The 25585-nt window shown below is 40.6% G+C and carries 25 protein-coding genes; 19 read left to right on the top strand and 6 right to left on the bottom strand.

Going from position 1 to position 25585, the window contains the following annotated elements:
- Positions 1 to 34 precede the first annotated feature (34 nt).
- The 10 genes from QVH07_RS06825 (at position 35) to QVH07_RS06780 (ending at position 9805) form a co-directional block, all read left to right on the top strand.
- Positions 35 to 748: a type III pantothenate kinase gene (locus tag QVH07_RS06825; RefSeq protein WP_289999413.1), complete on the top strand. Its 714-nt coding sequence runs from the start codon at positions 35 to 37 to the stop codon at positions 746 to 748.
- Entirely contained in the window at positions 738 to 2024 is a 1287-nt protein-coding gene (gene bamG, locus QVH07_RS06820) for a BamG family beta-barrel-assembly machinery protein (protein WP_289999412.1), read from the top strand. Before QVH07_RS06825 ends, bamG begins: the two co-directional genes overlap by 11 nt.
- A 94-nt stretch (positions 2025 to 2118) precedes the next feature.
- Positions 2119 to 3423, top strand: coding sequence for a hypothetical protein (locus QVH07_RS06815; protein ID WP_289999411.1), 1305 nt, complete (start codon positions 2119 to 2121; stop codon positions 3421 to 3423).
- Between the two features lie 74 nt (positions 3424 to 3497).
- Positions 3498 to 4043 (top strand): LPS export ABC transporter periplasmic protein LptC, encoded by a 546-nt coding sequence (gene lptC / locus QVH07_RS06810; RefSeq protein WP_289999410.1) that lies wholly within the window; start codon positions 3498 to 3500, stop codon positions 4041 to 4043.
- A gap of 208 nt (positions 4044 to 4251) precedes the next feature.
- The gene (locus QVH07_RS06805) at positions 4252 to 5529 is read left to right on the top strand and encodes a hemolysin family protein (protein ID WP_289999409.1); all 1278 of its coding nucleotides are present in this window, start codon (positions 4252 to 4254) and stop codon (positions 5527 to 5529) included.
- Between the two features lie 83 nt (positions 5530 to 5612).
- Entirely contained in the window at positions 5613 to 7724 is a 2112-nt protein-coding gene (locus QVH07_RS06800; RefSeq protein ID WP_289999408.1) for a SurA N-terminal domain-containing protein, read from the top strand.
- Positions 7725 to 7756: 32 nt separating this feature from the next.
- Positions 7757 to 8062 carry a DUF493 domain-containing protein gene (locus QVH07_RS06795; RefSeq protein ID WP_289999407.1) on the top strand — a complete coding sequence of 102 codons (306 nt, stop codon included), beginning with the start codon at positions 7757 to 7759 and terminating at the stop codon, positions 8060 to 8062.
- Positions 8063 to 8073: 11 nt separating this feature from the next.
- Complete coding sequence (locus QVH07_RS06790) at positions 8074 to 8304, top strand: 4a-hydroxytetrahydrobiopterin dehydratase (protein WP_289999406.1); 231 nt, start codon at positions 8074 to 8076, stop codon at positions 8302 to 8304.
- A 1-nt stretch (position 8305) separates the two neighbouring features.
- Positions 8306 to 8992 carry a 16S rRNA (cytidine(1402)-2'-O)-methyltransferase gene (rsmI, locus tag QVH07_RS06785; RefSeq protein WP_289999405.1) on the top strand — a complete coding sequence of 229 codons (687 nt, stop codon included), beginning with the start codon at positions 8306 to 8308 and terminating at the stop codon, positions 8990 to 8992.
- A gap of 6 nt (positions 8993 to 8998) precedes the next feature.
- The gene (locus QVH07_RS06780) at positions 8999 to 9805 is read left to right on the top strand and encodes an inositol monophosphatase family protein (RefSeq protein WP_289999404.1); all 807 of its coding nucleotides are present in this window, start codon (positions 8999 to 9001) and stop codon (positions 9803 to 9805) included.
- Here the strand turns inward: QVH07_RS06780 and QVH07_RS06775 are convergent.
- Positions 9802 to 10713, bottom strand: a complete 912-nt coding sequence (locus QVH07_RS06775; RefSeq protein ID WP_289999403.1) for an AEC family transporter — start codon at positions 10711 to 10713, stop codon at positions 9802 to 9804. The genes QVH07_RS06780 and QVH07_RS06775 overlap by 4 nt on opposite strands.
- Before the next feature lie 100 nt (positions 10714 to 10813).
- Here QVH07_RS06775 and QVH07_RS06770 point away from each other — a divergent pair, with 100 nt between their 5' ends.
- Positions 10814 to 11041 (top strand): hypothetical protein, encoded by a 228-nt coding sequence (locus QVH07_RS06770; RefSeq protein ID WP_289999402.1) that lies wholly within the window; start codon positions 10814 to 10816, stop codon positions 11039 to 11041.
- Here the strand turns inward: QVH07_RS06770 and QVH07_RS06765 are convergent.
- Positions 11038 to 11352: a UDP-glucuronosyltransferase gene (locus QVH07_RS06765; protein WP_289999401.1), complete on the bottom strand. Its 315-nt coding sequence runs from the start codon at positions 11350 to 11352 to the stop codon at positions 11038 to 11040. The genes QVH07_RS06770 and QVH07_RS06765 overlap by 4 nt on opposite strands.
- A 190-nt stretch (positions 11353 to 11542) precedes the next feature.
- On the opposite strand from QVH07_RS06765, the gene glyA reads away from it, so the two are divergent.
- The 4 genes from glyA to QVH07_RS06745 all read left to right on the top strand — a co-directional run bounded on the left by glyA (position 11543) and on the right by QVH07_RS06745 (position 15019).
- Positions 11543 to 12811, top strand: a complete 1269-nt coding sequence (gene glyA / locus QVH07_RS06760; protein WP_289999400.1) for a serine hydroxymethyltransferase — start codon at positions 11543 to 11545, stop codon at positions 12809 to 12811.
- Positions 12812 to 12832: 21 nt separating this feature from the next.
- A complete protein-coding gene (gene tatC / locus QVH07_RS06755) occupies positions 12833 to 13684 on the top strand; it encodes a twin-arginine translocase subunit TatC (RefSeq protein WP_289999399.1) in 852 nt (283 codons plus the stop codon).
- Between the two features lie 10 nt (positions 13685 to 13694).
- Entirely contained in the window at positions 13695 to 14126 is a 432-nt protein-coding gene (gene rpiB / locus QVH07_RS06750; protein ID WP_289999398.1) for a ribose 5-phosphate isomerase B, read from the top strand.
- Between the two features lie 101 nt (positions 14127 to 14227).
- Positions 14228 to 15019: a M15 family metallopeptidase gene (locus QVH07_RS06745; RefSeq protein ID WP_289999397.1), complete on the top strand. Its 792-nt coding sequence runs from the start codon at positions 14228 to 14230 to the stop codon at positions 15017 to 15019.
- 5 nt (positions 15020 to 15024) lie between these two features.
- Here QVH07_RS06745 and QVH07_RS06740 read toward each other — a convergent pair whose 3' ends face one another.
- On the bottom strand, positions 15025 to 16410 hold the full coding sequence (locus QVH07_RS06740; protein ID WP_289999396.1) for a hypothetical protein: 1386 nt from the start codon (positions 16408 to 16410) through the stop codon (positions 15025 to 15027).
- Between the two features lie 81 nt (positions 16411 to 16491).
- Between QVH07_RS06740 and rbfA the strand changes: the two genes are divergently transcribed.
- Together rbfA and QVH07_RS06730 are read left to right on the top strand one after the other, a co-directional pair.
- Complete coding sequence (gene rbfA, locus QVH07_RS06735) at positions 16492 to 16869, top strand: 30S ribosome-binding factor RbfA (protein ID WP_289999395.1); 378 nt, start codon at positions 16492 to 16494, stop codon at positions 16867 to 16869.
- Positions 16870 to 16887: 18 nt separating this feature from the next.
- Entirely contained in the window at positions 16888 to 18114 is a 1227-nt protein-coding gene (locus tag QVH07_RS06730) for an FtsX-like permease family protein (RefSeq protein ID WP_289999394.1), read from the top strand.
- Here the strand turns inward: QVH07_RS06730 and QVH07_RS06725 are convergent.
- Together QVH07_RS06725 and QVH07_RS06720 are read right to left on the bottom strand one after the other, a co-directional pair.
- The gene (locus tag QVH07_RS06725) at positions 18111 to 19295 is read right to left on the bottom strand and encodes a tetratricopeptide repeat protein (RefSeq protein WP_289999393.1); all 1185 of its coding nucleotides are present in this window, start codon (positions 19293 to 19295) and stop codon (positions 18111 to 18113) included. The two genes, QVH07_RS06730 and QVH07_RS06725, sit on opposite strands and share 4 nt — an antisense overlap.
- 5 nt (positions 19296 to 19300) lie before the next feature.
- Positions 19301 to 22879 carry a hypothetical protein gene (locus QVH07_RS06720; RefSeq protein ID WP_289999392.1) on the bottom strand — a complete coding sequence of 1193 codons (3579 nt, stop codon included), beginning with the start codon at positions 22877 to 22879 and terminating at the stop codon, positions 19301 to 19303.
- Between the two features lie 169 nt (positions 22880 to 23048).
- On the opposite strand from QVH07_RS06720, the gene QVH07_RS06715 reads away from it, so the two are divergent.
- On the top strand, positions 23049 to 23636 hold the full coding sequence (locus QVH07_RS06715; protein ID WP_289999391.1) for a hypothetical protein: 588 nt from the start codon (positions 23049 to 23051) through the stop codon (positions 23634 to 23636).
- Positions 23637 to 23674: 38 nt separating this feature from the next.
- The gene (gene solA, locus QVH07_RS06710) at positions 23675 to 24823 is read left to right on the top strand and encodes an N-methyl-L-tryptophan oxidase (protein WP_289999390.1); all 1149 of its coding nucleotides are present in this window, start codon (positions 23675 to 23677) and stop codon (positions 24821 to 24823) included.
- Positions 24824 to 24827: 4 nt separating this feature from the next.
- Here the strand turns inward: solA and QVH07_RS06705 are convergent, their stop codons facing one another.
- A complete protein-coding gene (locus QVH07_RS06705; RefSeq protein ID WP_289999389.1) occupies positions 24828 to 25505 on the bottom strand; it encodes a class I SAM-dependent methyltransferase in 678 nt (225 codons plus the stop codon).
- Positions 25506 to 25585: the final 80 nt, after the last annotated feature.

Here is a 25585-nt window from a genome sequence, read left to right as displayed (position 1 = left end):
TCAGTAATTTGCGCCTTCGAAAGAAATGAACTGCATGCAGCTTTGTATTGACATAGGGAATACCAGAATAAAATCAGCCTTTTTTGATGGAGATCAAATTTACTCAAATGAGTCATTTGATTCTATCGAGAAGGCCTTGGATTGGTGCGGTAAAGAAAGTTTCAAGCATTGTCTGGTCAGTTCGGTGAGGTATTCTAAATCTGAACTTCAAAGCCTGTTACCATTTAATTTTCTTTTCCTTGATCACAAAGTGCCTTTACCTATAAAAAATGGCTATTCAAGCCAATCTACACTAGGTTTGGATAGGCTTGCAGGAGCTGTTGGTGCATGGAAATTAAATTCAGGAGGGCCTGTTTTGGCTATTGACCTGGGAACTTGTCTGACCTTTGATTTTGTCAATGGGGAAGATATTTACATGGGTGGAGCCATCAGTCCAGGTCTTAGGTTGAGGTCACAGAGTATGCATTCACTCACTGCTAATCTCCCATTGGTTTCTATGGATGATATTCCAGACTCACCGATAGGAAGAACTACGGTAGACTGTATGAAATCAGGAATTTGGTATGGTTTAGCTCATGAAATTGAAGGCCATATTGAAGATTTCAGGGCAAAATTTCCAGGAATCAAGGCCTTTATTAGCGGAGGAGATTCACATTTCTTTGAATCGTTGGCAAAAGACCACATATTTGTAGTCCCAAATTTAGTCCTGCTCGGATTAAATTGCATTCTAAACCACAATGTTGAGTAAAATCAGATTGAATTTGTTGGGTGTTCTATGCACCCTTTTCTTATATACAGAAGTGTCGGCACAATCCAGTGCTTCAACTTACAGTGCCCTAGGCCTTGGCGAGTTTAATTACTCTGGCTTGACCCATAACCAAGGAATGGGTGGCTTAGGCATTAGTTTTGGTACTGGCTGGAACCCAAATGTGGTGAACCCGGCACTTTCTACCAGAAACACAATTTTTAATTTCCAGGCAGCCCTGAATTACAAAAGGATCAATGCTCAAACAAATGTAGAAGACTCTGATGTAGATGGAGGAGGTCTCTCTTACATTGCAATGGCTTTTCCATTCAAGTCTGGAAAGTTTGGTGGAGGATTGGGGTTAAACCAAATTACCAGTGTAAACTACAGGCTCGTCCTCGAGAGTGATGTTCGTGGAGCGGACGGTATCACAGCTACAAACTTTATCCAGGGAGATGGTGGTATTTCAGAGGCCTATATGAATTTCGGCTTTCTTGTGGCAAAAAATTTAAGCCTTGGATTTACCGGTTCTTACCTTTTCGGTTCAACTATCCGAAGAAATCAGTTGACACTCACCAATGAGAATGACAATGTCGTAGGTAATAGAACGGAGTATTATGAAAGATTAACCGTAAGCGATGTGGGATTTAAAGTTGGTGCACACTACTTTTTCCCTATCAGTGAAAATGGAAATCTTCATCTTGGAGCCATTTATCAGTCTTTAGGAGAAGTAAAGGGTAAAGCTTTTGCAAAGCTCGCAGCTTTTGGCCTAGCGGATGATCCAGATACTCCCGGAGACCAAATTGCAAATGATGATCCAGGTTCAGTATATATCCCAAATCGCTTCGGATTCGGAATTAGCTATGAGAAATCAAATAAATATGTAATTGGTCTGGAAGGTCAATTCCAGGATTTTACGCAGTATAGGACCTTCGGGGGAGGAGAATCCATCCTAGAAGAAGCAATTAAAATTGGCTTGGGTTTCCAAATCGTTCCTGATTATTTATCTATTGATAACGCTCTTAAGCGCACCACTTATCGATTTGGGATTGATTATCAGCAGACTCCTTATTTGTTAAATCAAACTAAAATCAATGATGTCGGCATAAACTTTGGAGCCTCATTTCCTGTTAACCAGCTATCTCTAGTCAACTTTGCCATGAAGCTGGGGAGAAGAGGTAGTTTGGAGAATGGATTGATCAGAGAGGATTACATTAATTTCACTCTTGGATTTAGTTTAAATGATAATAGTTGGTTTTATAAAAGACCATTTGACTAATTCCAGAAAAAAATACGAAATTAGAAGCCCGAAATTTAATTGGAGAGAAAATCTATTTGTTTAATAACATTATCGCCAAATAAAACCCTAAGAAATGAAACTTAAAACTACCCTATTTGTCTTGGCAGCCCTTTTGGTGACTGGTCTTGCTCAAGCACAGGACGGTTGGAACTGGCCAGCTGACTCTCAGGATGAAGCAAAGGCTCGTGAACTAAATGCAGCTTACACTGATTATATGAAATCAGAGCAATTTGCCCAAGCAACCGGTCCATTGAATTGGCTATTGACAAACGTACCAGAACTTAATGAGTCCATTTATATCAATGGAGTTACTGTATATAAAGGTGCAGCAGATGCCGAAGCCGATGCTGAAAAGAAGCGTGTTTTCCAGGACTCTGTAATCACTATTTATGAAAAGAGAGCGGAGCTTTATAATAACGAGCCAAATTGGATTGAAAATAAAGCTTATTACAGCTATGATTTCTATAAGGGGAATAAAGAGAAGTTGGGCGATGTAGTAGCGAACTTTGAGAAAGCTATTGAGCTAAATGGTGAGCTTTCCATTCCAAGTCTATATGCCGCTTATTTTGATGCGGTTTACAGGCATAATGCCTATAACAAGGTGTACACACCTGATCAGGTTCTCGATAAATATGATCAAATCCAGGCTTTGCTAGATGCCAAGGAAGCAGAAGGTGTAGATGTAAGTGGGCCTCGCGGAACCACAGAAAGAGTTTTAGTGGCCATGAAACTGATTGATTGTGACTTCATCGAAAACACGATGGGTCCAAGACTAAAGGCGGACCCTACGAACCTTAAACTAGCGGATCAGATATTCAAATACTCTATACAGTACAAGTGTACCTCTTCCGATATTTTCCTTACTGCACTCGAAATTAAAGATTCAAACGAGCCTACCTTTGGAACTGCTCAGGTAAGAGGAGACCTTTATCTTCAAAGAGATGATGTAGAAAGTGCTAAAGAAGCATTTAACAAGGCTTTCGAACTAGCGGAAAGTGATGCTCAGAAGGCAGAAGTAAAGCTTAAGTTAGCTTCCATCTACGCAGGTAATGGTCAAAGGTCTGACGCAAGATCGGCCGCTCGTGAAGCTGCTGAACTGGATCAGGAAAAGGCATCTGATGCATGGAAGTTGATTGGAGATCTTTACATGGGTTCTTTCAATGTTTGTAAGGGAGGAGAAAGCCGTGCAAAAGATTACTCCGTATTCATCGCGGCCTATAATGCCTACCAAAGAGCTGGCAATAATCAGGGCATGGCAAATGCGAGAGCACGATTCCCATCCAAAGAAGAACTATTTACAGAAGGTCTTCAGGTAGGAGGAACAATCAACACTGGCTGTTGGATTGGGGAGACCGTGACTTTGGCTACCAGAGACTAACAGTCACTAAGAAAATAATGAAAGGCAGCCGTAAGGTTGCCTTTTTTTGTTTAGCTAATCACTACATTTATCCTATGTCTAAGGATCATAGCCTATTTCTTCTTCTTTTATTAGCATTTGGCTTCTCTGCCTGCAGAGAAAGTGTGGATGTGAGTGCCTTGGAGGTATATGATGGACCCATAAACGCTGCCACAGACATTCACCTAATTCAAAGTGATTCGGCCGTTCTTCGATCTGAAATTCGGGCCGCCAAGCAGCTTGAATATGCAAATGGGAACCTCGAGTTTCCGGAAGGAATTGATATTACTTTTTATGAAAAGGATGGGACGGTAGGAACTACCATGAGAGCAGATCGGGGATATTTTTTAAAAACTGAAAATCTGTATAAGGGAGTGGGGGATGTCCGAGTGGATAATATTTTGGAAAACCAGAAGCTTCAAGCAGAAGAATTATTTTGGGATCCGGGAGAAAAACGCATTTACACGGAAACATTCGTGACTGTTCAGGATAACCAAACCATTTTTAATGGCACAGGAATGGAAAGTGATGAAACCTTTACAAATTATAAATTGAAAAACATCACTGACAGTCGAACGGTTTTACCCGGTGAAGGCCAATGAAACTACCGGACGTTTTACTTCTTTCTCTTTCCCTTGCACTAATCATCATAGGGATACATCTATCTTTGACGCAGGGAATCGGAGTGTCTTATTCGGTTTTTATGTTTGCGATAGCCTTCCTATTTTGGTTTCAGTATCGTAGGATGCAGAGCAAAGCACCGGTCCAATCCAAATCAAAAAAGAAGGGGAAAAAGCCTAAACGAAAGAAATGACAGTTTTTTTAATGTATGTGATTATCACTCTGCTCTTCTCGGCTTTTTTTTCAGGGATGGAAATCGCCTTTATCTCGGCAAATAAGCTGCAGGTAGAGCTTGAGAGCAAACAAGGAAAACTGACGGGCAGAATTCTCAGCGGTTTCATGGAGAAACCTGGTCAGTTCATTGGTACCACTCTCATGGGAAATACCATATCCCTTGTACTCTATGGTATTTTCATGGCCTATCTTCTTGAAGATCCGATAAGAGGTTTATTACCAGATATTTTGAATAATGAGGTAGTGGTGTTGCTAATTCAAACTTTGATTTCCACTATCATTGTTTTGATTACGGCAGAATTCTTACCGAAATCCATTTTCCTGCTTAATCCGAATAGCTTGCTCAAGATATTCGCGATGCCCTTCCTTATTATCTATTTAGTCATGTATCCGGTGGTCTGGGCAGTCGTTTGGCTATCCAGGTTTTTTATCACTAAAATTTTGAACCTGGAGTACAATGAGGACAAAACAGTCTTTACGGTAACTGATTTGAATAGCTTCATTCAGGATCACATGAATAGTAGTTCCGAGGAAAGTGATTTAGAAATCGATACTAAGATTTTTGACAATGCCGTGGAATTTAAAACGGTAAGACTCAGAGAATGCATGGTTCCACGTACGGATGTGGTAGCTATTGAGGTAGAGGATAGCATAGAGGAATTGAAGGAGATTTTTGCTGAAAGCGGTCATTCCAAAATCATCGTGTATCGAGATACTATAGACGAAGTGATCGGTTACTGTCATCAGCTGGAGCTTTTTAAAAAGCCCGAAAAAATTGAAGAAATTCTTACCCCAATTATCATCGCCCCAGAATCTGCTTTGGCAAATGAAGTACTAATCCAGTTTATTCAAGAGAGGAAAAGCCTTGCCTGGGTGGTAGATGAGTTTGGAGGAACAAGCGGAATTGTGTCTATGGAGGATATTATTGAGGAGATTCTCGGTGAGATAGAAGACGAACATGACAGTGATGATTTGATCGAGCAGCATATAAGTGAACAAGAATATCTCCTCAGCGCAAGACATGAAATCGACTATTTGAATGAGAAATATGGCTGGAGTTTACCGATCGGAGACTTCGAAACTCTTTCTGGGTTGATTCTTTCTTTGACTGAAAATTTACCTCAAAAAGGCGAGGCTGTTACCTATGGTCCATACACATTTACTGTGGTTTCTAAACAGGATCACCGGATCGATACAGTAAAGATGAAAATAAATTCATCTGGGGTTTTTTAGATAAGCCTTTGATTTAGAATATTATTTGAATTTCGCCCTTTATCCAGTTATCTTTGCCATCCTAAAAAAGCGTAGAAACTAGAATGGCGTTAATTAAACAAATAAGACAGAGAACGGGTCTCGCAATCGGTGTTATTGCCGGCGGGTTAATTTTATTCCTTTTGGGAGGGGACTTACTAAGCCCTAATTCCACACTTCTTAACTCAAATCAGAACATCGTCGGTGAAATAGCCGGAGAAGAAATCACATACGAAGAGTATGTGCAGCGAGTAGAAGAATTTAGAATCAACTACCAGCAAAGAACAGGAAGAGCGCCCTCAGAAGTTGAAATGTTTTCAGTTCGTGAGCAGGCATGGCAGGCCATGATTGTGGAGAAGGTCTTCAAAGAAGAATATGATAAACTAGGCCTTGAGATTTCTGATGCAGAGCTTGTAGATATGGTTCAGGGAAAGAACATCGTTCCCGAACTTCAGCAGCAGCTGGTTAATCCACAAACTGGTCAGTTTGATAAAACTCAATTGGTATCATTCCTTCAGTCTTTGGAGACAGCTGACCCAGCTCAACAGGCTTTTTGGGCTCAGCAAGAAGAGGTTTTTGCCGATTCTAGGTTGAGAATCAAGTATGATAATCTGTTGGCTACTTCTGAGTATGCTACTACTGCAGAAGCGAAGGCTGCTTATAATGCTGAAAATAGCATCGCTGATGTGCAGCATTTATTTGTTCCTTTTTATGCAATTCCTGATTCCAGCATAGAAGTTTCTGATAGTGAGCTAAGTAGCTATTTGTCCGAAAATCAAGAAAAATTCCAAACCGGTAATACCGCAAACGTGGAGTATGTAAGTTTTAGCATTCTTCCTAGTGGTTTAGATTCGGCGGCTGTTATTGAGGAAATCAATGAACTTACCCAGGAATTAATAAATGCGGACAATGACTCTTCATTTGTAATGCGAAATTCTGAAAGTCAGTTTCCTTTCTTTACTTATCGTCCCGGTGATAATTTGCCTGCGTCTTTGACTAATAATGTTGACGAGATCGAAGAAGGTGGCGTTTATGGACCATTTGTAACTCCTAATTCTTCTTATGTTACTTACAAGATCACTGAACAGTTTGAAGGTTCACCTCGATTAAGAGCTTCTCATATTTTGTTCAGCACTGAGAATATGTCTGATCTTGCGAAAGAAGACGTTAGAGCCCAGGCTCAGGATGTTCTGGATGATATAAGAGAAAATGGTGGTTTTGAATTAGCCGCTAGGCAATACGGTCAGGATGGTTCTGCACAGCAGGGTGGTGACCTTGGATGGTTTGCTAAGGAAGACTTTGTAGAAGAGTTTGCTGAGGCGGCTTTTGCTCAAAGAAGCACAGGACTCATCAATAGACTGGTAGAAACCGAATACGGATACCACATCATCCAGGTGACAGAGCTTCCAAAGTCAGAATATACTAAACTCGCGGTTCTCGAACTTGAGCTAGTGGCGAGTGATCAAACGAGAAATGAGGCATTTAGGAATGCAGATTCTTTCGCCGCTGAAAGTGGAAACAGAAATGAATTCACTGAAAATGCACAGGAAGCGGGATATAGAATTATCCAAGCTAACAATGTCGATGCACAAGCTAGAAACCTTAACAATATTCAAGGAGCCAGAGAAGTGATCAGATGGGCATTTTCCGAAGCTTCAGAAAATGAAGTTTCTCCAGTTTTCGAATTGGATAACCAATATATGGTGGCATCCCTAGTGGATAAAAAGGAGAAAGGTGATGCGAAGCTTGCTGATGTAAGAAGTCAGGTAATGCTTCAGGTTAGAAATCAGAAAAAAGCAGATTTAATCGCTGAGCAGTTAAAGACTAAGTCAACCTTGGAAGAAATGCAAGAACTCTTCCCTGATGCGGCTTCTTTGAGTTCCACACCTGATTTGAAATTGAGTTCTTCGGTGATTCCGGGAATCGGTTTTGCGCCAGCTGCTGTTGGAGCCATATTCGGATTGCAGAATTCAGGCGATATGACCGAACCTATTCATGAGGATGTGGGAGTGATAGTTGCTAAGCTGAATAGTAAAACTTCTGCAGGCGAAATTGGGGATTATTCGGGCTTCCAAAGATCTCTAACTCAAAGTGGTTCTCAACGAACGAATTTTCAGGTCATGATGGCCTTGCAGGATTTGGCAGATGTGAAAGACTATCGATACAAGTTTTTCTAAACAGATAAAATTTTGAACCCATGTCCTAAAGCATGGGTTCTTTTTTTGGACCTTTGGAAAGGAATATTAATATGAAGGATAATTTTGACCGGGAAGTCTTCAAGGAAAAGCTTAATGCAAGTGGAGATTTCCCAATGCTATACATGTTTAAGTTTATCGTGCCGAATGGAAGACAGCATGAGATCGAAGAAATATTTCCAAAGAACAACATAGAGCTAAAGGCGAGTTCTGGTGGAAAGTACATTAGTGCCACGATCAAAGTGATGACGGAGTCTGCCGAACAGGTTCTAGACTTTTATGAAAGAGCATCGAAAATTGAAGGAGTGATCGCACTATAAATTCAAATATTATGTGGAAAGAAGAAGATAATCGACTGAAAAGAACAATTGAATTTGCTGATTTTACAGAGGCCTTTGCCTTTATGACTCGGGTTGCATTTTTAGCAGAAGCTCATGCTCATCACCCGAATTGGAGCAATGTATATAATACCGTGAGCATTGAGCTTACTACACATGATGCAGGAAATACTGTTACTGAAAAGGACCGAAAGCTTGCTAAAGCCATAGATCAGCTACTATAACATGGAAGGTCTTCCAGATCTTACTATAGTACCTACTCCCATTGGAAATCTGGGAGACATTACCTTTCGCGCCGTAGATATTTTAAAAGCGGTGGACGTTATTTTAGCTGAAGATACCAGAACCACTGGACAGCTACTGAAGCATCTGGAAGTCAGGAAGCCACTCCAAAGTTACCATATGCACAATGAGCATAAGGCTGTAGAGAAAATCATTGAGCGGATGAAAGAAGGTGTAACTTTTGCCTTAGTGAGTGACGCGGGAACTCCCGCCATTTCAGATCCTGGATTTCTTTTAGTGAGGGAGGTTATTGAATCAGGACTTTCAGTCCAAAGCCTTCCAGGTGCCACAGCCTTCGTACCGGCCTTGGTGAATAGCGGTCTTCCTGCAGACCGGTTTACTTTCGAAGGTTTTTTACCTCACAAAAAAGGCAGAAAGACCAGAATTGATCAATTGGCTGAAGAAACCCGCACCATGATCTTTTATGAATCCATGCATAGATTGATCAAAACCTTAAATCAATTGGCAGAAGTTCTGGGCTCGGACAGGCAGGCATCAGTTTCCAGGGAGATTACCAAACTTCATGAAGAAACTGTGCGGGGTACACTTACGGAAATCGCTAATTACTATGAATCTAATCCGCTGAAAGGTGAGCTTGTGCTTGTGGTGGCGGGTAAATCCTCAAAATAACTTTTCATGACTTTTTCAGAAGTTCAATTAGACCAGCTTTTAAAAATCACAATTGAGATTGCAAAGAAGGCAGGAAGTTTCATTCGAAAGGAAAGAGAGAATTTTGACCTTTCAGCCATTGAACATAAAGGCTTTAATGACTTGGTTTCTTATGTAGATAAGGAGGCTGAGCAAATCATTGTGGATGGATTAGGTGAATTACTTCCTGATGCGGGTTTCATTACTGAGGAAGGAACCAAAACGACTAGGTCTAAAAGTCTTAATTGGATTATTGACCCATTGGATGGGACCACAAATTTTATTCACGCTTTACCGGTATTCTCTGTAAGTATTGCTCTGGAGTTAAATGGTGAGGTAATTCTTGGGGTGGTGTATGAAGTAAATCGAGACGAATGCTTCTCTGCCCGAAAAGGAGGTGGAGCGTTTTGTAACGATAAGAAAATATCGGTTTCCTCAGCACCTGATTTATCTGCTTCTCTACTGGCTACAGGTTTTCCCTATTATGATTTTGAGCAGATTGATAAGTATTTGGACGCTTTGAAATCTTTGATGCAAAAGACGCATGGACTTCGAAGGATGGGAAGTGCTGCTGTGGATTTGGCTTATGTGGCTTGCGGAAGATTCGAAGGGTACTTTGAATATAATCTTAACTCTTATGATGTAGCCGGAGGAATCATTCTGGTTCAGGAAGCAGGGGGGCAAGTTACGGACTTTGGTGGTGGAGATAATTTCCTGTTTGGGCGAGAAGTGGTTGCCTCAAATAAAAATATCCATTCAGAGTTTTTGGAAAATGTAAAGACTATCTGGACCTAAAGTCTGAGAAAAAAATGCCAGAGCAAAACTGTGGCTAAACTAATTGGAAGCCCAATTCCAGCCAATTGAGAAGCTAGCTTTGGGTTCAGCTGATATTCTATAGCCACCAGCGATCCTGTTATCATCGGAGCCATTCCGCTTTCCAAAACAGTCACCTTAAATTCCAGCGACTCTGGGTCCATGGTTTCAGAATAAATCAGGAGGATCAAAGCTGGGGCAAGTATTATCCTATAGCTCATGCCAAGCCAAAAGTATCTTGACTTCAGAGAAGGAAGATCGAATTGAAGTTTAATCCCAATGGCAATCAAGGCAACAGGTGCCATGGTTTTTCCTATCACTTCTAAAACTGGAAGTAGCATACCTGGTACTGAAACCTTAAATACGCTCATGGCAAGGCTAGCCAGAAGCATAAAAAATGGAGGAAAGCTGATGATCTTGAGGAGAATCAGCTTAGGCTTGCTTGAGCCTGTTCCATAGATCGAAGCCACCACAATGGACATGGAGGAAACCAATAGAAAAGAACCTGCCTGATCAATCAATAAGGCAGTTGGTAAAGCCTCAGGGCCAAACAAAAACTCCAGCACAGGAAACCCCATAAAGGAAGTATTTGCCAGGCCAGGAACGATGATCAAACATCCTGTCAAAGTCCTGTCCCAATGAAAATATTTGCCAAGTGTTCCGAAAATCACCCAGCTCAACATGAAGGTAAACCAAGCTGCGCTTATGGGCATGAGAACACTCCAGGAGAGTTCCATAGGAGGAATGTGAAGAAGTGCCAATGCTGGCAATACCAGATAAAAAAGGTATTTATTGATCCATTTGGATACTGCGGAGGAGGTCCTTTTTGGGAGTTTTTGAAGAAGAAGTCCAAGTGAAAAACAGAAAACTCCGATGACGGCCGTAAGCATAGAACGAAATATAGCGGTTACTTTTTATTAACAGAAAGGTAAATGGCACGATATTGTATCTACCTGTTTATCAGTATACTTTTGATTAAACTATTGATACATGACAAAGCTTATCCCAATATTTATCGATGGTAAACGCTGGATTCAGCTAGGACAGCTACCATTAAATCAGGCCAAGCGCTTCAGAAACTGGCTTCCAAAAAGCAGGGTTAAAAATCTACGCATGGGAGAAATGGTTCTGAATGACTGTGTGGACTTTGCTTGTTATAATTACTGGTTCAGAAATTACCAGATTTCCTCCACTGACTCTCCTAATAGCGATTTCTAGTCAAGATCGTAATTCGACCTTTTTTCATCAAAAAAATTTTTAAGCTCAGGGTAAAATGAGCTTTCTACTCTCGGAACACCATTCAAGGTCAGATCTGCCCCACCATTCAGCTCATCTGTATTCACCTGCATTCCTTCAATTAAGTACACCATATCCTCAAAACTCAAAGGCTCCTCTGTGCTTCTGGGATAAAGCATGTATTCGTTTCCATAAAAATCTACTGCTTCAAACTCGATTCGGTAATTCAAGTAGTGTGCATAAATACTGATTTGCTCTCCCCATTGACTTTCAGGATAACTTAATTTTACCAAAAGGACCGAATTTGATCCTTCTGAAAAGTAACTTTCCGGTGAAAATTTGAAGTCATACATCATACGAAATTACTAATTACAGGCTTGCTTTAGCAAAGTTTCACAGGGTAGTTTTTTAGATTGGATTATAGATAGTTTCGGGCTATTTTTGACTGACCAAAGCGTCCTTCAAACCCATTCAACAATATTTATGAAAAGAGATACCGCGGTATTTGACTTAATTAATCAAGAAGAAAAGCGTCAAAGAGAGGGGATAGAATTAATCGCTTCTGAAAACTTTGCGAGCAAGCAGGTGATGGAGGCAGCAGGAAGTGTATTGACCAATAAATATGCTGAGGGTCTGCCAGGCAAAAGATACTATGGTGGGTGTGAAGTCGTAGACGAAATCGAGACCTTAGCTATAGAAAGAGCTAAGGAACTTTTCGGTGCTACCTGGGCGAATGTTCAACCGCATTCAGGTGCGCAGGCGAATGCAGCGGTCTTTCTAGCTTGCCTCAAGGCAGGTGATCCCATCTTGGGTTTTGATTTATCGCATGGAGGACATTTAACCCATGGGTCTCCTGTTAATTTCTCAGGTAAACTTTATGATCCTCACTTTTATGGGGTAGAAGAGGAAACCGGAGTGATCGATTATGATAAAGTAGAAGCCAAAGCCCTTGAAGTAAAACCAAAGCTATTAATCTCTGGAGCATCAGCTTATAGTCGTGATTGGGATTACGAGAGGCTGCGCGATATTGCAGATCAGGTCGGTGCCATATTGTTGGCTGATGTTTCTCATCCATCTGGACTTATCGCAAGAGGGCTTTTGAAAGATCCTCTTGACCATTGCCATATTGTAACCACGACTACTCATAAGACCCTTCGAGGTCCACGCGGAGGCCTGATCCTTATGCGTGAAGACTTTGAAAATCCTTTCGGAATCAAAACTATGAAGGGAGAGTTGAGAAAAATGAGTTCACTCCTGGATGGAGGGGTTTTCCCTGGTACTCAAGGAGGTCCACTTGAGCATATTATAGCTGCAAAGGCGGTTGCCTTCGGAGAGGCATTGTCTGATGAGTACATGACCTATATTCTTCAGGTTAAGAAGAATGCTCAGGTTTTGGCTGAAGAATTTGTAAAACTAGACTACAATCTGATTTCTGGAGGCACGGATAATCACTTGATGCTGATCGATCTCCGAAACAAAGACATCACGGGTAAGGTTGCTGAAGAAACCCTTGGGAAAGTCGATATCACCATCAATAAGAATATGGTTCCTTTTGATACAAGGTCACCTTTCGTTACTTCAGGGATGAGAATAGGAACGGCTGCGATCACTACCAGAGGCCTGAAGGAAGAAGATATGTTGAAGATTGTAAGTTTCATTGATTCGGCTTTGCGCAGCCATGACAACGAAGCAAAACTTCAGGAGATTAAGTCTGAAGTGAATGAGTGGATGGTGGGATTTCCCCTGTACTAATTAAAATTTCCAAAAGAAAAAGTGGCTTTAGACCAATACGTCGAAGAGGAAGAAGAGGGAATGTCATTTTTGGAGCACCTTGAGGCGCTCCGTTGGCATTTGGTGCGTTCTGTCGCAGCTATCTTCATTTTCACCATTCTAGCATTTGTTTCCAAAAGTTTAGTTTTTGGAGAAGTCATTCTTGGACCATCTAGGGTTGATTTCGCAACTTATAGATGGCTTTGCCATTTGAGTGGAGTTTTCAGCATGCCTGCACTGTGCATCGATGAGCTTCCGTTCATAATTCAAAGCCGGCAGATGACCGGACAATTTTCCATGCACATGACTTCGAGTTTTGTCGTGGGTTTTATCGTTTCTTTCCCTTATGTTTTTTGGGAAATGTGGAGGTTTATAAGCCCTGGGCTTTACGATAATGAAAAAAATGCGGCAAGAGGGGCGGTATTCTTTGTAAGCCTTCTTTTCTTCATGGGGGCGGCTTTTGGATATTTTGTTTTGGCTCCACTTTCCATAAACTTTTTGGCAAACTACCAGCTTGATCCTACCATTCTGAATGAATTTGATATCACCTCATATGTGAGTACACTTACCATGCTGGTTTTGGCTAGTGCAATTATGTTCCAGCTGCCAGTGGTGGTTTATTTCTTGGCGATGTCTGGATTGGTGAGTTCTGCTTTGCTCAAAACATACAGGAGACACGCCATCGTTGTGATTTTGGTTTTGGCGGCAATCATTACACCTCCTGATGTAATTAGCCAGATTTTGATTGCTTTGCCTATCCTGGTTCTATATGAGGCGGGAATTCAAATCGCACTGAATCTCGAGAAAAAAAGAGACAAACGCCTTGCTGAAGAAGAGGCAGAAGATGCACTTTAATACCTGAAATATGAAAATTGCCATAGGGGGAGATCACGCAGGGTTTGAATACAAACAGAAGCTGGTTAAAAAACTTGAGGAACTCGGTCATGACGTTAAAGACTTCGGGCCCTTTTCCACGGAATCGGTAGATTATCCTGACTATGTGCACCCTTTGAGCACAGCTATTGAGAAAGGTGATTTTAAACTAGGGGTGGTTATTTGTGGAAGTGGCAACGGTGTTGCTATTACTGCCAATAAGCATCAAGGAATTAGAGCGGCACTTTGCTGGAATGAAGATTTGGCAGCCCTTGCGAGACAGCATAACAATGCGAATGTGATTGCCTTACCTGCTCGATTCATAAGTTATGAACTGGCGGAGAAATTGGTGGAGATCTTTATAAGTACTGATTTTGAAGGGGGAAGGCATCTTAATCGAGTAAATAAAATAGCCTGTAGTTAATTCTAAAAAGCTAAGTCTTAGTATTTATCTCATTGATAGTGAGGAATAAAAGTGATACCTTTAATAGGTATCTTTTTTTATAAACCTTTAATTTTTCATTGATGATGAATATTCGCGAACTCACGATTTTTATTCAAACTTGGCTAAAAGCCAAAGGTTGGTACAGGGGCAAAATAGATGGGGATTTTGGTCCGAAGACCCGAGAAGCTGTTTCAAATCTTGATCAGATTCCCGATGATTGGTCCGATCGCCGAAAATTAGTCGGTGCAGTACAGGTAATTTCTCATGAATTGGGAGAAGATGCTGGCAAGATCGATGGCTACTATGGTCCCACTACAGATGTTGCCTACCAAAGAGCTAGACTCAAAAATCAGACTGGAGAAGAACCTCCTTTGTGGAGGCCTGAGGATATTGTTCAAACGCTCAAATGGCCTAAAGCTTACACGACTGAGTTTGATGCTTTTTATGGCCCACGTGGTAGTAGTTTGGAGCGATTGACCTCTCCCTATCCTCTCCGAATTGCTTGGAACCCAAATCAAATAATCCAAAGTTTCAGCATCCATTCAAAAGTGAAGGATAGCGCAGAGAAAGTGCTCAAAGAAGCCTTAAAACATTACGGCCTGGAAAAAATCAAGGAACTCAGATTGGATTATTTTGGTGGATGCTTTAATGAGAGAAGAATTCGAGGTGGAACCAAATGGAGTATGCACAGTTGGGCTGTAGCCATTGATTTTGATCCTTCAAATAATCAGCTTCGTTGGGGTAGAGATAAAGCTACTTTTGCAAAGCCCGAATATGAAGCATGGTGGAAAATGTGGGAAGCGGAAGGTTGGACAAGCCTAGGCCGTCAGAGAAATTTCGACTGGATGCACGTTCAGGCCGCAGATATCTAAGAGGGCTATTTTAAAACGAAGATAGACTTTCCCTCTTGACGGTATTGATTTTCCAGAGCAGGCAGACTTTTGAGAATTTCTTGAAACGTACCATTCGGGTCGAGAACCACCTCCGATTTTTGATTTTCTAACAACTGAAAGAGCTTTGCCTTTTGGCTTAAGGTATGTGTTTTGGAACTGTAAACCTTACTCATCTCATAGTTTAGAAAAGGGCCATCAAGTTTTTTCTGAGCATAAGGACTCATATCCTTTTGAAGACTCATTATCCCCTCTCTTGGCTTTGCCTCTAATTTCTCTGAGATGAGATATTTAGGATTGCTATTCACGTAACTACTCCAGTAAAATATGGAGCCGATAGGCAGACCGAAGATTAGTAGGAAAAACAATGAATTTGCAATTAGAGTCCTGTTTGTTAAATGAAAAAACTGAGTTAATAAATAGCTAAGCGTGGGTATCAGAACTATCAGTTGGAACCCTGCCTGATCCTTAATTAGAAGCAGCTCAAAACATGCCACTACCAGCCAAAGCATTAAGAGCTGACGTTGTTTTTGTTGATTAATTGTGGAACCACGAACCACTGCACAAAGAAAATACCCTATCCCCGCCAATAGCAATGGAAATATTGCCAATAGTCCCCAAGAAGTGAGAGTTTGATAAAGCATACGTGGTGTGAAAAAGCTCATAGGCCAAACACGGAACAGTTCGAATAAACCATCATTCCAAAAATAAAAAGTTGCTATCCCCAAGGCAGGAAGTAAAAACCCAATGATTGAGAGGATCAATTCGCGAAAAGAAAATCCACTGATCGCAACCCCTGCGAAGATCATGTAGGGAAGGAAAACTAGAAAGATGGGATGAAACCCGAAGGCCAGCCCTGAATGAAGACCGATCAATAGAGTCGATTCGCTTTGTTTACTTTGCAATACAGTTTTTGAGAATAACTGACCGATGGAAAGTAAAAGAAAACAACTTCCAAGTAATGCTGGAGAAAGGCTCAGCATGTCGAAGGAAAAGTGGAATAGGCAAACCACCAAAACTGCCGGCAAATAGGAAGTCTCGCTTAGAACCCGATATTTCAATAGTATCAGGTTCCAATAAATAGCCTGCCAGAGGATTAGAATTCTTCCGGCGATTTCATAAGCCAGAATATTCCTTCCAAAAACCATTTCAAATAAGGAAAATACTCCAACTGATAATGGTCCTGTGTCGTCAATGATATCCTTGAATGGAAGAAATCCTCCAGCGGCTCTTTCTCCTACCACAATCCAAGTGAGCTGGGTTTGAGTAAGTCCAAATGGATCCAAAAAATAATATAGAAACCCTAGCCCAAGGATGTATAGTGCTACAGCCAATAGTCTGAATGGATCGTTAACTCTAAAGAAATTCAGCAAAATACAGGGGCTAAAAGATTGAGCAAAAACGAAATTAAGCCTTGCCCAACTATTTCGCTAAATTTGCATTAAATACTTATCATGGAAAGCAAAAGACAACAAAAATATGCCAGGCTAATTCAGAAAGAACTTGGCGAAATCTTCCAAAAAGAGTCGAAGCTCCTTGTGGGAAGAGGAATGATCACCGTTACAAGAGTAATGGTGAGTCCAGACTTAGGCTTGGCCAAAGCTTATCTGAGTATTTTAATCACAGATCCTGAAGAAACCTTCGATAAAATTGATTCTCACAAGAAGCAGATCCGACATCAGCTCGCCAAAAGAATTGGTAAGTCAGTGAGGATTATTCCAGAGATCGCATTTTTCCCAGATGACTCTGCAGCTTATGCACAGCACATGGATAAGATTATTAATAAACTGGACATTCCTGATTCTTCTGAAGAAGATGAGGAAGAAGAGTAAATTTGTGCTGCCCAAAATTTGAACTTCAGCTCATTCATAGCGACCCGTTACTTTCGAAGTAAAAAGAGTAAAAATTTCATCACTGTACTTTCGGTCATTTCAATGATTGGCGTGGCTGTAGGGACTATGGCCCTGGTCATAGTGATGTCGGTTTTTAATGGACTGGAAGATCTGATCAGAAGTCTTTTTGCAAGTTTTGATGCAGAGCTAAAAATAGAAGCAGCAGAAGGTAAAAGTTTTGAGGTGAACGACGAATGGCTTGAGGAAATCAAAAAACTAGAAGGGGTTTTGGTTCTTACGGAAGTCATTGAGGACAATGCACTTTTTGAGTATCAGGGGAATCAGTTAGTGGCTAGAATCAAAGGAGTATCCGAAAACTTTCTCGACCAAGGCAGATTCGCCAATGGATATTTCTGGGGAGATACCACTTTGGGAACCGATATTCGACCAGGGGCAATTCTAGGGAGGGGTGTAGGGTTTTTTCTATCGGTAAACCTCGAGAATGTAAATACTCCTCTTAAAGTGTATTATCCTAAGGCTCCAAGAAGTGCGGCTACGCTGGATCCGAATCAAATGTATGGGACAGGGTATCTTGAGCCTAGAGCATATTTCAGTATTGAAAGGCAATTCGATGATGAATATGTGATAGCACCATTAAAGTTCACTGAAGAACTATTGAGTTATGGAAATAAGAGAACAGCCTTAGAGGTCAAAGTCGAGGAGGGGCAAAGCATAGATGAAGTTCAAAAAAGGCTCAAAGGCTTTCTAGGACCTGAATTTTCTGTCAAGAATGCTGATGAGCAACATGCCGCTTTAATTCGTACAGTGAAGCTTGAAAAGCTCTTCGTTTTCCTCACCTTAACTTTTATTCTGGGAATAGCCTCTTTCAACATTTTCTTTTCCCTAAGTATGCTGGCCATAGAGAAGAAAAAGGATATTGCTGTTTTGAAAGCCATGGGTGCATCAGAAAAACTGGTAAGAAATATTTTTATCAAGCAAGGAGCATTAATTGCCTTGAGTGGAGCCCTGATCGGCCTGGTGCTTGGTTATCTGGTGTGTTTACTTCAGGAAACTTTTGGGTTGGTTTCCTTGGGAATCGCTTCTGCCGTGGTGGAATCCTATCCGGTGAAAGTCGTTTGGCTCGACTTTTTATGGATATCTCTAGCTGTCTTGGGAATCACTTATCTTGCTTCGTTTCGTCCGGCATGGATTGCCTCACAGGTAGAAACTACCAAACTGCTTTAATTACCGCAGATTTTTTCAATGATATCGGAGGCCTGAGTCATACCCATTTCTTCTGCTTTTTGAAGGTTTTGGCAAGCGAGATCCATTTGTTTGAGGCGGTGATGTGTGATTCCCATGTGAAAGTAGCCTGTGGCCAAGCTTGGATCAAGGGTGACCACCATGATAAAATCAGCCATGGCTTCATTTAAAAAGCCCTTCTTGTATCGAGTCTGGCCTCTCGCCAAATAGGTCTCATAATTTTGACCATCAATCTCCAGAGACCTGGAATAATCTTCTTCAGCTGATTTATAGTTTTCCAGAGAGGAAAACGCTCTCCCTCGGTAATACCATGTTTCAGGATCACCAGAATCTAGCCTTAAGGCATCTGTGAAATCTTCAATGGCACCTTGAATATTGTCATGATTCATCCGGTAGAAGCCACGCTGCTTATAAGTTTGGGCGTTGGCATAATTCTCCTCAACGGTTTTATCCAGTTCAGCAAGTAGTTCCTCAGAACCCCCATTATTTACCTCCCTTAGTCCTTGTGTTGCAAGTTGATTGGCTGGGTCTATTTCCAGAGCCTTTTCAAAAGACTCGATGGCTAAATCATTTTCTCCAATTCTGCCTAGTGCCCTTCCTTTTTCAGAATAATAGTTCGGGTTTCTCGGGTCGTTTTCTATCGCAAGGTTGTGGTAGTAGGCTGCGGTCTCATAATACTCCAACTCAAAGCTGCATAAACCCATATGATAGTAGGCCTCAGCAGGGTTCTCATTTTGAGCAGTCATTATTTGTGAAACCCCACTTTCTCCAGGGGACTTTCTAAATATAATTTGATTCGTCTCTCCCTTAGGAAGTTTTAAGAAAGAGGCAAAGTCCTCGATAGAACTTTCATAAAGTTCCATTTGATATCTGGTCCTGCCTCTGATAAAATAAGATTCTGCGTGCTCTGGCCGAAGATTAATGGCAATGGAGAAATCAGTATTGGCTTTAACCAGATCTCCCATCTGCTGGTAAGCTTGTCCCCTGAGGAGGTAAGCGTCAGCATCTCCCGTATGATCTCTTATCCATTCGCTAAGATTACTAATTGCGAAATCCCAATTCTCTTCATCAAATGCCTCCACTGCTTGTTCATAGGAATTCCTATCCTGCGCAAATAGTGAGATAGTGACTAGAAAGAAACTGATTAGAAATAGAATTCTCATGAAAGTTATGACTCGCTTTTGCCAAATTTAAGGCCTACTAGACCCTGATTCAAGAGGGCATATAAACTTCCTAGTAAACCAATACTACCAGTCAGATAGGCGTAGGCTTCATTAAAGAAGTTTCTATCGAAGATGCCAATCAGAGCAAAGCATATTAGCACGAAACTAACGGTGGAAATTTGGATAAGGTTTGAGTTACCAAGCCTTTTCTCAAACCTTTTAAATTTTTTCAATTCGTCCTCTGTAACATGAACCAGAATGTATTTTCTAAACATTGGGCTGAATAATTGCCATTCTCTCCAGCTATTGCTACCAGATTTCAAACTAGACTTGTCCTCCTTCTTAGGAATTACCACACCTTTCTGTTTTAAGGATGAAAGTGTGTCTTGCTGTGCAGGGTTGAAGAATCCTTCCACTGCAAATGAATGACAGGCGAGCTTCTCCTCAAAATTCAATTCTGACCAGATATTTGCATAGAATGACTTACGATTTCGGAGTTTCTGGAATAAACTCTCATTGGCGAGGGACTCATTTGACTCTGAATTTTCTGGTTTTAATGGAGCGAAGTCAAAGTAGAAATCGGAAAACACTTCTGAAAAGGCCACCCGATCCCTTTCCTCCTTGAGCAAAGCAAATATTTCTTTCCAATTCATACCGGAACTTATAACCAACTTACAGTTTTTGGCCACAATATGAGATTTCAATTCTTGAATTAAGAAAATAGAGTTGACGTAGTTTTCCTGAGTATGAAAGTTTTTCAGATAATAGGTTCTATTCCACTGAATGGATTTCAATTCTTCCAAATTTGGATCAGCAAGCATATTTACCATGATAGCATCCTGAAGCTTGGAATCTAATACATCCGAATCCAGGCAAGTGTAAAAGGAGAGTTGATGCTTTGGAATAGAGCCGAGTGACGACATTTGATTTCCAAAGCGGAAAAAGATGCTGTCTTGAATGATCCTAATGAAGAAAATAAAACCGATTGCAGCCAAAAGAATTCCAACTAGAACAGCAACAATTCCAGGTAGTTTTGGCATGGGTTTGATTCCTTGGTTAAGCTTTTCCCCAAAAGTGAAGGCATTTGGTGCTATGAATGATTGTATTTGCCTATCAAATAAATCACTTACTCCTCCCAGCATTTTTCTCCGGAATTTTTCATATTCCTGAAATTGAATAGGCGAATCTTCCTCGTTAGCGATTACCTCATTTTTCCAGATTTCAGCTTCAAAAAGCTGGACTTTCGACTGTATCATATAGCCGGGTAAAAAACCTATGACTATAAACCAAATCGCGAGATAAAAGGGTAAAACCCTGGTTCCGGAAATGATTCCCTTTTGCCATCTTTTCTGTACCAATGTCCATAAAGCTGCTAAGGCAATGTTAATCAGGAAAAAACCTATGAAAATCCATGAAGGAGCATTGAATACCGTAACTCCCAACAAACTTAGGGACACCAATAAAATGCCCATGAGGAAAATTGGTATTTGAGCAGTGTCCACAGATTTCAGTTTGGTGAGAATGCTTTCACCAGAAATAAGAAAATTGATTAAGTAGTTTAACAATGCAACCAGAACTGCGCAAAAACAACAGAAAGTCACAAATGCTAAGTGATTAATTTCCACCAAATAAAAAATGATGGTAATTCCCAAACCTAGGAAAAGCATGGTAATGGACAAATAGACCATTTTCAAGCTGTTTTGATCACTTGGTTTGAGCCAATTATAAAGAAAAACCTTGAACCCTTTGTCTGAAATGGACTGTATGCTCAGACGCTGTACCACCAGAATTACGAATAGAAAAATGAAATAAATCCCTAAAAAAGAGAAAGATTCCAAACTGGTGAGTGAGGAAAATACATGAGTTAAATTTTCATTGACCAGAAAAACCATCCAGACTTTTTCATCAAATTTTTCCGAATCGATTAGTTTTAAAATCCCCGTGTATTGATAACCATTTAGATAAAGATCAATTTCAAGCTCCTGATTTAAATTCAAATCAGAGTTGCTTCTAAGAATTGATTGGAGCTGTGTCCATTTTATTTCATTCAGCCCTTCATTCAAATAGCTGATAGGGATATCAATTTTTTCACTTTTGAAAAGGATTTTACCATTCTCTTTGAATAAGAGAAAACGATAATCAGAGCTTAAACTCGAAGCGGATTGGGGATAAAAGGCATTTATAACTTCACTGAAATTAAATGTAATGGCTTTCAGATATCCATCATTGATCTTGCTTGAAATCACGGATTCCAATCCTCCCGATCCTCGACTATAGTGGGCACCTAAGTAAGTTTTGGACTCATCATTACTAGAAGAATAGTAATTCGCATATTCCCTGTCAGAGATATCAATGAAGGACTTGGTTTCTGCTTGGCTAAAATCAACAGGGTCAATTTTATCTCCATTGAAAACAAACTTTTCAATTAAGTGGACGGGGTTGTCATTTGGGCACAGCGTAATCAGGAGGTATTCATTCACTATCTCCGATTTTGGTATGGAATTCGTATTGGCGTCTTTTTCCGAAAGGGTAGCTGCCTGGGAAGTGATTCCTTTTTGAAAAGTGATCGCTACATCGTTGACAATTGACCCCAAAAAGTCCCTACTGACGGGGAGGTTTCTGAAAAAGGAGGAAGCAAAACCCATTACGAGAGCTAGACCAACCAAGGAAATACCGACGTTTATAACCTTTGCCTGAGACAATCGATCTCCTTTGCTAAGATTGAGAATGCTTAAAATTGGAATGCTTGACAGTAGAACTATTAGGATAAAAATTAGAATCGCGAGTGTTAAAAAGTTGACCCGTAGACCAACTTTTTGGAATTGGCCCTCTTCAAACATACCGACTACATAGAGATTTAAATTCTCCAGGTTAAGAGGGGCAATAAAACTCTTGTACTCCCTATTGGAAAAATTTATCTGCTCGATATAACTACCACTTCTGGTTGAAAGTGAATCATCCAGAATAGGTTTTGGCGAAAGCAAGCTTACTCCTTTGGAGGTGGTTGGATAAACGATTTTTCCGGAATCGTCCGTGATTACCAATAAATCAAACTGCCGATTACTTTCCTGTTTTCTGAATAGTGCTTCAAATGGAATATTTAAATCCATATAGGCTTGACTTTCTTCAGCCTGAAAAATGTTATTCTTAGCGCCTAAGCTCATTCTTAAACCCTGTTGACTAAAGTCATTTACTTGAGATGCATTCAGACTTAATTCGAATGAAATTTTCTTTAATCCTTCATCGGTTAATATAAGTTCTGAGGGTTTTTCTGGCTTTGCGAAAGACAGGTTAGAATATTCAGGGTCACTGGCTTTGAAAATTCCCACTAGTCTGCTGGCCATGGTTTTCATGACCGGATCCGTGTCAAAAAATGAATACCCTTTCCGTAAAAAGTAGCTATCCACCTGGGAATAATAATCGTCTAAAGCTCTGACCGCATCATTTCTGCTGGCATTTACACTTCGCATGAGCTGGCTCTCCAGCTCTTTCTGATTATTTGTGGATTGTATAAAAAGAATAACCCCAAGAAGGAGAATCAAGGGTAGTAAAATGAGCCAAATCTTAAAAGTGCGAAGTTTCATATCAAAAAATCACTTGCAGAATCTAACCCTTAATTACTTGAAAATCAACTTTTGAGCTGGAATCAGAAATTGATTTGGCTTTCCAGACAAAAAAAAGACCGTATTTTTGTGACGAGGCATGTTTATTGATAGATCGGCCTGTCTAATTGCAAGGAAATTCGAAGTATTCATGAAGTTTATCACCCTATTTATTACCCTAGTATCCTTAAGTTATTTATCACCTGTATTTGCACAAGAAAGCTCTGGTTCATTAGATTCAGGTACCATCGAAAGCCAAATCGACTATCTCTATGGTATTTCTAATAATTACCAGGAGTACAAGGTGATCAGACGTTCTAGTTTTGAACAACTGAAAGGAAATATCCTCGATTCTTTAAGAGTAGGTCGAGAAGAAGTTGCCAAATTAAATTCTCAAATTTTTGCTCAACAGGACACGATTACTTCTTTGGAAGGGCAATTACAAAGTGCCGAAGAAGCAAAGCAGGAAGCCATATCCGAGAAAGATAATTTCAGTTTTCTGGGCATCGGAATTCACAAATCTGTTTACTCAAGCATGATGTGGGTCATCGTTGCGGTTCTTGGTTTAGCATTAGGGTTTTTCTCGCTTCAGTACTCCAGGAGCTTCAAAAAAATCAGAAAAGCGCAAAGAGATCTGGAAGAAGTTCAGGAAGAGTTTGATCAGCATAGGAAAAATACCCTTGAAAGAGAGCGTAAAATGAAGCGAGAGCTGATTGACGTTCAAATGGGCAAAAAGTAATATCGGATAGACTCACAGGGATTACTTAATTTTAACCCGTGCAATCCCAGAGTAACATTTATGATTTTGCTGTTGTAGGTCTAGGTGCGGTAGGGTCCTCTGCCCTATATCACCTGAGTCTTTCTGGTGCCAAAGTTCTTGGATTAGATCGATTTGATCCTCCCCATACCATGGGTTCTTCACATGGAGAGACCAGAATTACCCGACTAGCTGTCGGGGAGGGAGAGGATTATGTGGATTTGGCAAAGCGTTCCCAGCGTATTTGGCGGAATATTGAAAAGGAATCCGACTCATCTTTTTTCTTTCCCTGTGGAGGTATTTTGATGGATTCTGGCAAAGTACCTTGGGACAAACACGGCTCTCAGGGTTTTATGGAACGTACAGTGTCCTTTGCAAAAAAAGCCAATATTTCTCATCGAAAATTTACTCAGGCAGATGTTCAGGAGTCATACCCGAATTTCAATCTGGAGGAATCAGGAAAAGCATACTTTGAAAATCAGGCAGGCTATGTCTTTCCAGAAAAGTGTATTAAGTCCTTTTTGGATCTTTCCAAAGCCAATTTAGCAGAAATCAACACCCATGAGGCCGTACTCTCCATTTCTGAATCAAAAGGTTTAAACCTGATAAAATCAAACAAAGGGGAGTATTTCGCAAAGAAGGTTCTAATTAGTGCAGGTGGTTGGATCAAGGATTTTTTACCTGATAGTAGAAAGAGTGATTTTAAAATTTGTCGACAAATTCTTCATTGGATTGAGGTAGAGCCCGATTTTAGTTGGGAGACATATCCCGTTTTTATGTGGGGTTTTGGTCCCAAAGCAGAAGATTTCATCTATGGTTTTCCTTCTTTGGATGGGAAATCTATAAAGGTGGCAACAGAGTCCTTTGTGGATGTGGTTCACCCTGATAAAATTAACAGAGAAGTGAGTCCGGAGGAGCAAAGAGAATTTTGGGAAGGCAAGGTGTTGGGAAGGTTAAGAGGCCTTACTGGCAAATTCTCGAAATCTGAAGTTTGCTTTTACACCGTCACCAATGATTCTCGCTTTGTCATACAGGATTTACCTGATTCGCTTAATGGGCTTTGGGTTTCTGCATGTTCTGGCCATGGGTTTAAACATTCAGCAGCCCTCGGAGAGCAATTGGCAGAAAAATTAATGGAAGTGCCCTTGACCCTGGCAGAAATCAGGTGAAGGCTTAGGCTTTGTGCAGATTATGCGCAGCGAAAGACTTTACCAGCCCAAATACCTTTTCAAAGTACAGTTCGCTTCCTGGGAAAAGTGTTTTCATTTCATCTTGACTCAATAGCCGGATTTCATCGAGGTACTGCCTTGCATCCTTCTCTTCCCATCTTTGTAGCCTACTGAACCGGGTTTTAGTCAATAAAAAATAAACCCAGGATTTAGGCATTTTCTGAGCAAAAGGCAGCGCATAGTGAGCTTCGATAGGGAAAGATCGATTGGGAGATTGAATAAAATACCTCTTTCCCACTCTCATCACTTCATCCGCCATTTTCTTTTGGGAGTCAAATGAGTATAAATGCTCGATGACTGAATTAGAAAAAACCAGATCGAATTGCTCATTTTCGAAATTGCTCATATCGGTGGCATCCCCGGTTATAGCTTTGACGGAAGGGTGGCTTGATTCTTCCAAGTGTAAATTGAGAAGGGTGATGCTAACATTGGGTAGATCAATAATGGAGCTGCCTTTCCAAAAATAATCTGTTCCTCCTACATCTAGGATTCTGATTTTCTGATCTTTATCGAATATTTTAAAGAAAAGGGCCTCAAAATCTTCCAGTCTTTTGGCTCGAAATTTTGCACCCAGTGAATTCGGCTGGTCGGAAGATTTAAAAAGGTCAGAAAAGGAACCCATGAAATTTAAAACACTTTGAACACACAAATAAACTGAAAAGTAATTAGGCTTGAGAATTCTTTTCTTAATTTTAGCAGCCA

Origin of the sequence: Algoriphagus sediminis (genome assembly GCF_030403435.1) — a bacterium.
Lineage (GTDB): Bacteria > Bacteroidota > Bacteroidia > Cytophagales > Cyclobacteriaceae > Algoriphagus > Algoriphagus sediminis.
Note: the sequence above shows the minus strand (reverse complement) of the source record. Positions and strands in the feature narration are given on the sequence as shown.

Coding starts and splice junctions, on each gene's coding strand:
- rsmI (WP_289999405.1), top strand. CDS start 8,306: ATGGAAGGTCTTCCAGATCTTACTATAGTACCTACTCCCATTGGAAAT.
- rpiB (WP_289999398.1), top strand. CDS start 13,695: ATGAAAATTGCCATAGGGGGAGATCACGCAGGGTTTGAATACAAACAG.
- QVH07_RS06770 (WP_289999402.1), top strand. CDS start 10,814: ATGACAAAGCTTATCCCAATATTTATCGATGGTAAACGCTGGATTCAG.
- QVH07_RS06775 (WP_289999403.1), bottom strand. CDS start 10,713: ATGCTTACGGCCGTCATCGGAGTTTTCTGTTTTTCACTTGGACTTCTT.
- QVH07_RS06715 (WP_289999391.1), top strand. CDS start 23,049: ATGAAGTTTATCACCCTATTTATTACCCTAGTATCCTTAAGTTATTTA.
- QVH07_RS06790 (WP_289999406.1), top strand. CDS start 8,074: ATGTGGAAAGAAGAAGATAATCGACTGAAAAGAACAATTGAATTTGCT.
- bamG (WP_289999412.1), top strand. CDS start 738: ATGTTGAGTAAAATCAGATTGAATTTGTTGGGTGTTCTATGCACCCTT.
- QVH07_RS06800 (WP_289999408.1), top strand. CDS start 5,613: ATGGCGTTAATTAAACAAATAAGACAGAGAACGGGTCTCGCAATCGGT.
- QVH07_RS06780 (WP_289999404.1), top strand. CDS start 8,999: ATGACTTTTTCAGAAGTTCAATTAGACCAGCTTTTAAAAATCACAATT.
- QVH07_RS06745 (WP_289999397.1), top strand. CDS start 14,228: ATGATGAATATTCGCGAACTCACGATTTTTATTCAAACTTGGCTAAAA.
- QVH07_RS06815 (WP_289999411.1), top strand. CDS start 2,119: ATGAAACTTAAAACTACCCTATTTGTCTTGGCAGCCCTTTTGGTGACT.
- QVH07_RS06805 (WP_289999409.1), top strand. CDS start 4,252: ATGACAGTTTTTTTAATGTATGTGATTATCACTCTGCTCTTCTCGGCT.
- lptC (WP_289999410.1), top strand. CDS start 3,498: ATGTCTAAGGATCATAGCCTATTTCTTCTTCTTTTATTAGCATTTGGC.
- rbfA (WP_289999395.1), top strand. CDS start 16,492: ATGGAAAGCAAAAGACAACAAAAATATGCCAGGCTAATTCAGAAAGAA.
- QVH07_RS06795 (WP_289999407.1), top strand. CDS start 7,757: ATGGGTTCTTTTTTTGGACCTTTGGAAAGGAATATTAATATGAAGGAT.
- QVH07_RS06720 (WP_289999392.1), bottom strand. CDS start 22,879: ATGAAACTTCGCACTTTTAAGATTTGGCTCATTTTACTACCCTTGATT.
- QVH07_RS06705 (WP_289999389.1), bottom strand. CDS start 25,505: ATGGGTTCCTTTTCTGACCTTTTTAAATCTTCCGACCAGCCGAATTCA.
- QVH07_RS06825 (WP_289999413.1), top strand. CDS start 35: ATGCAGCTTTGTATTGACATAGGGAATACCAGAATAAAATCAGCCTTT.
- QVH07_RS06725 (WP_289999393.1), bottom strand. CDS start 19,295: ATGAGAATTCTATTTCTAATCAGTTTCTTTCTAGTCACTATCTCACTA.
- glyA (WP_289999400.1), top strand. CDS start 11,543: ATGAAAAGAGATACCGCGGTATTTGACTTAATTAATCAAGAAGAAAAG.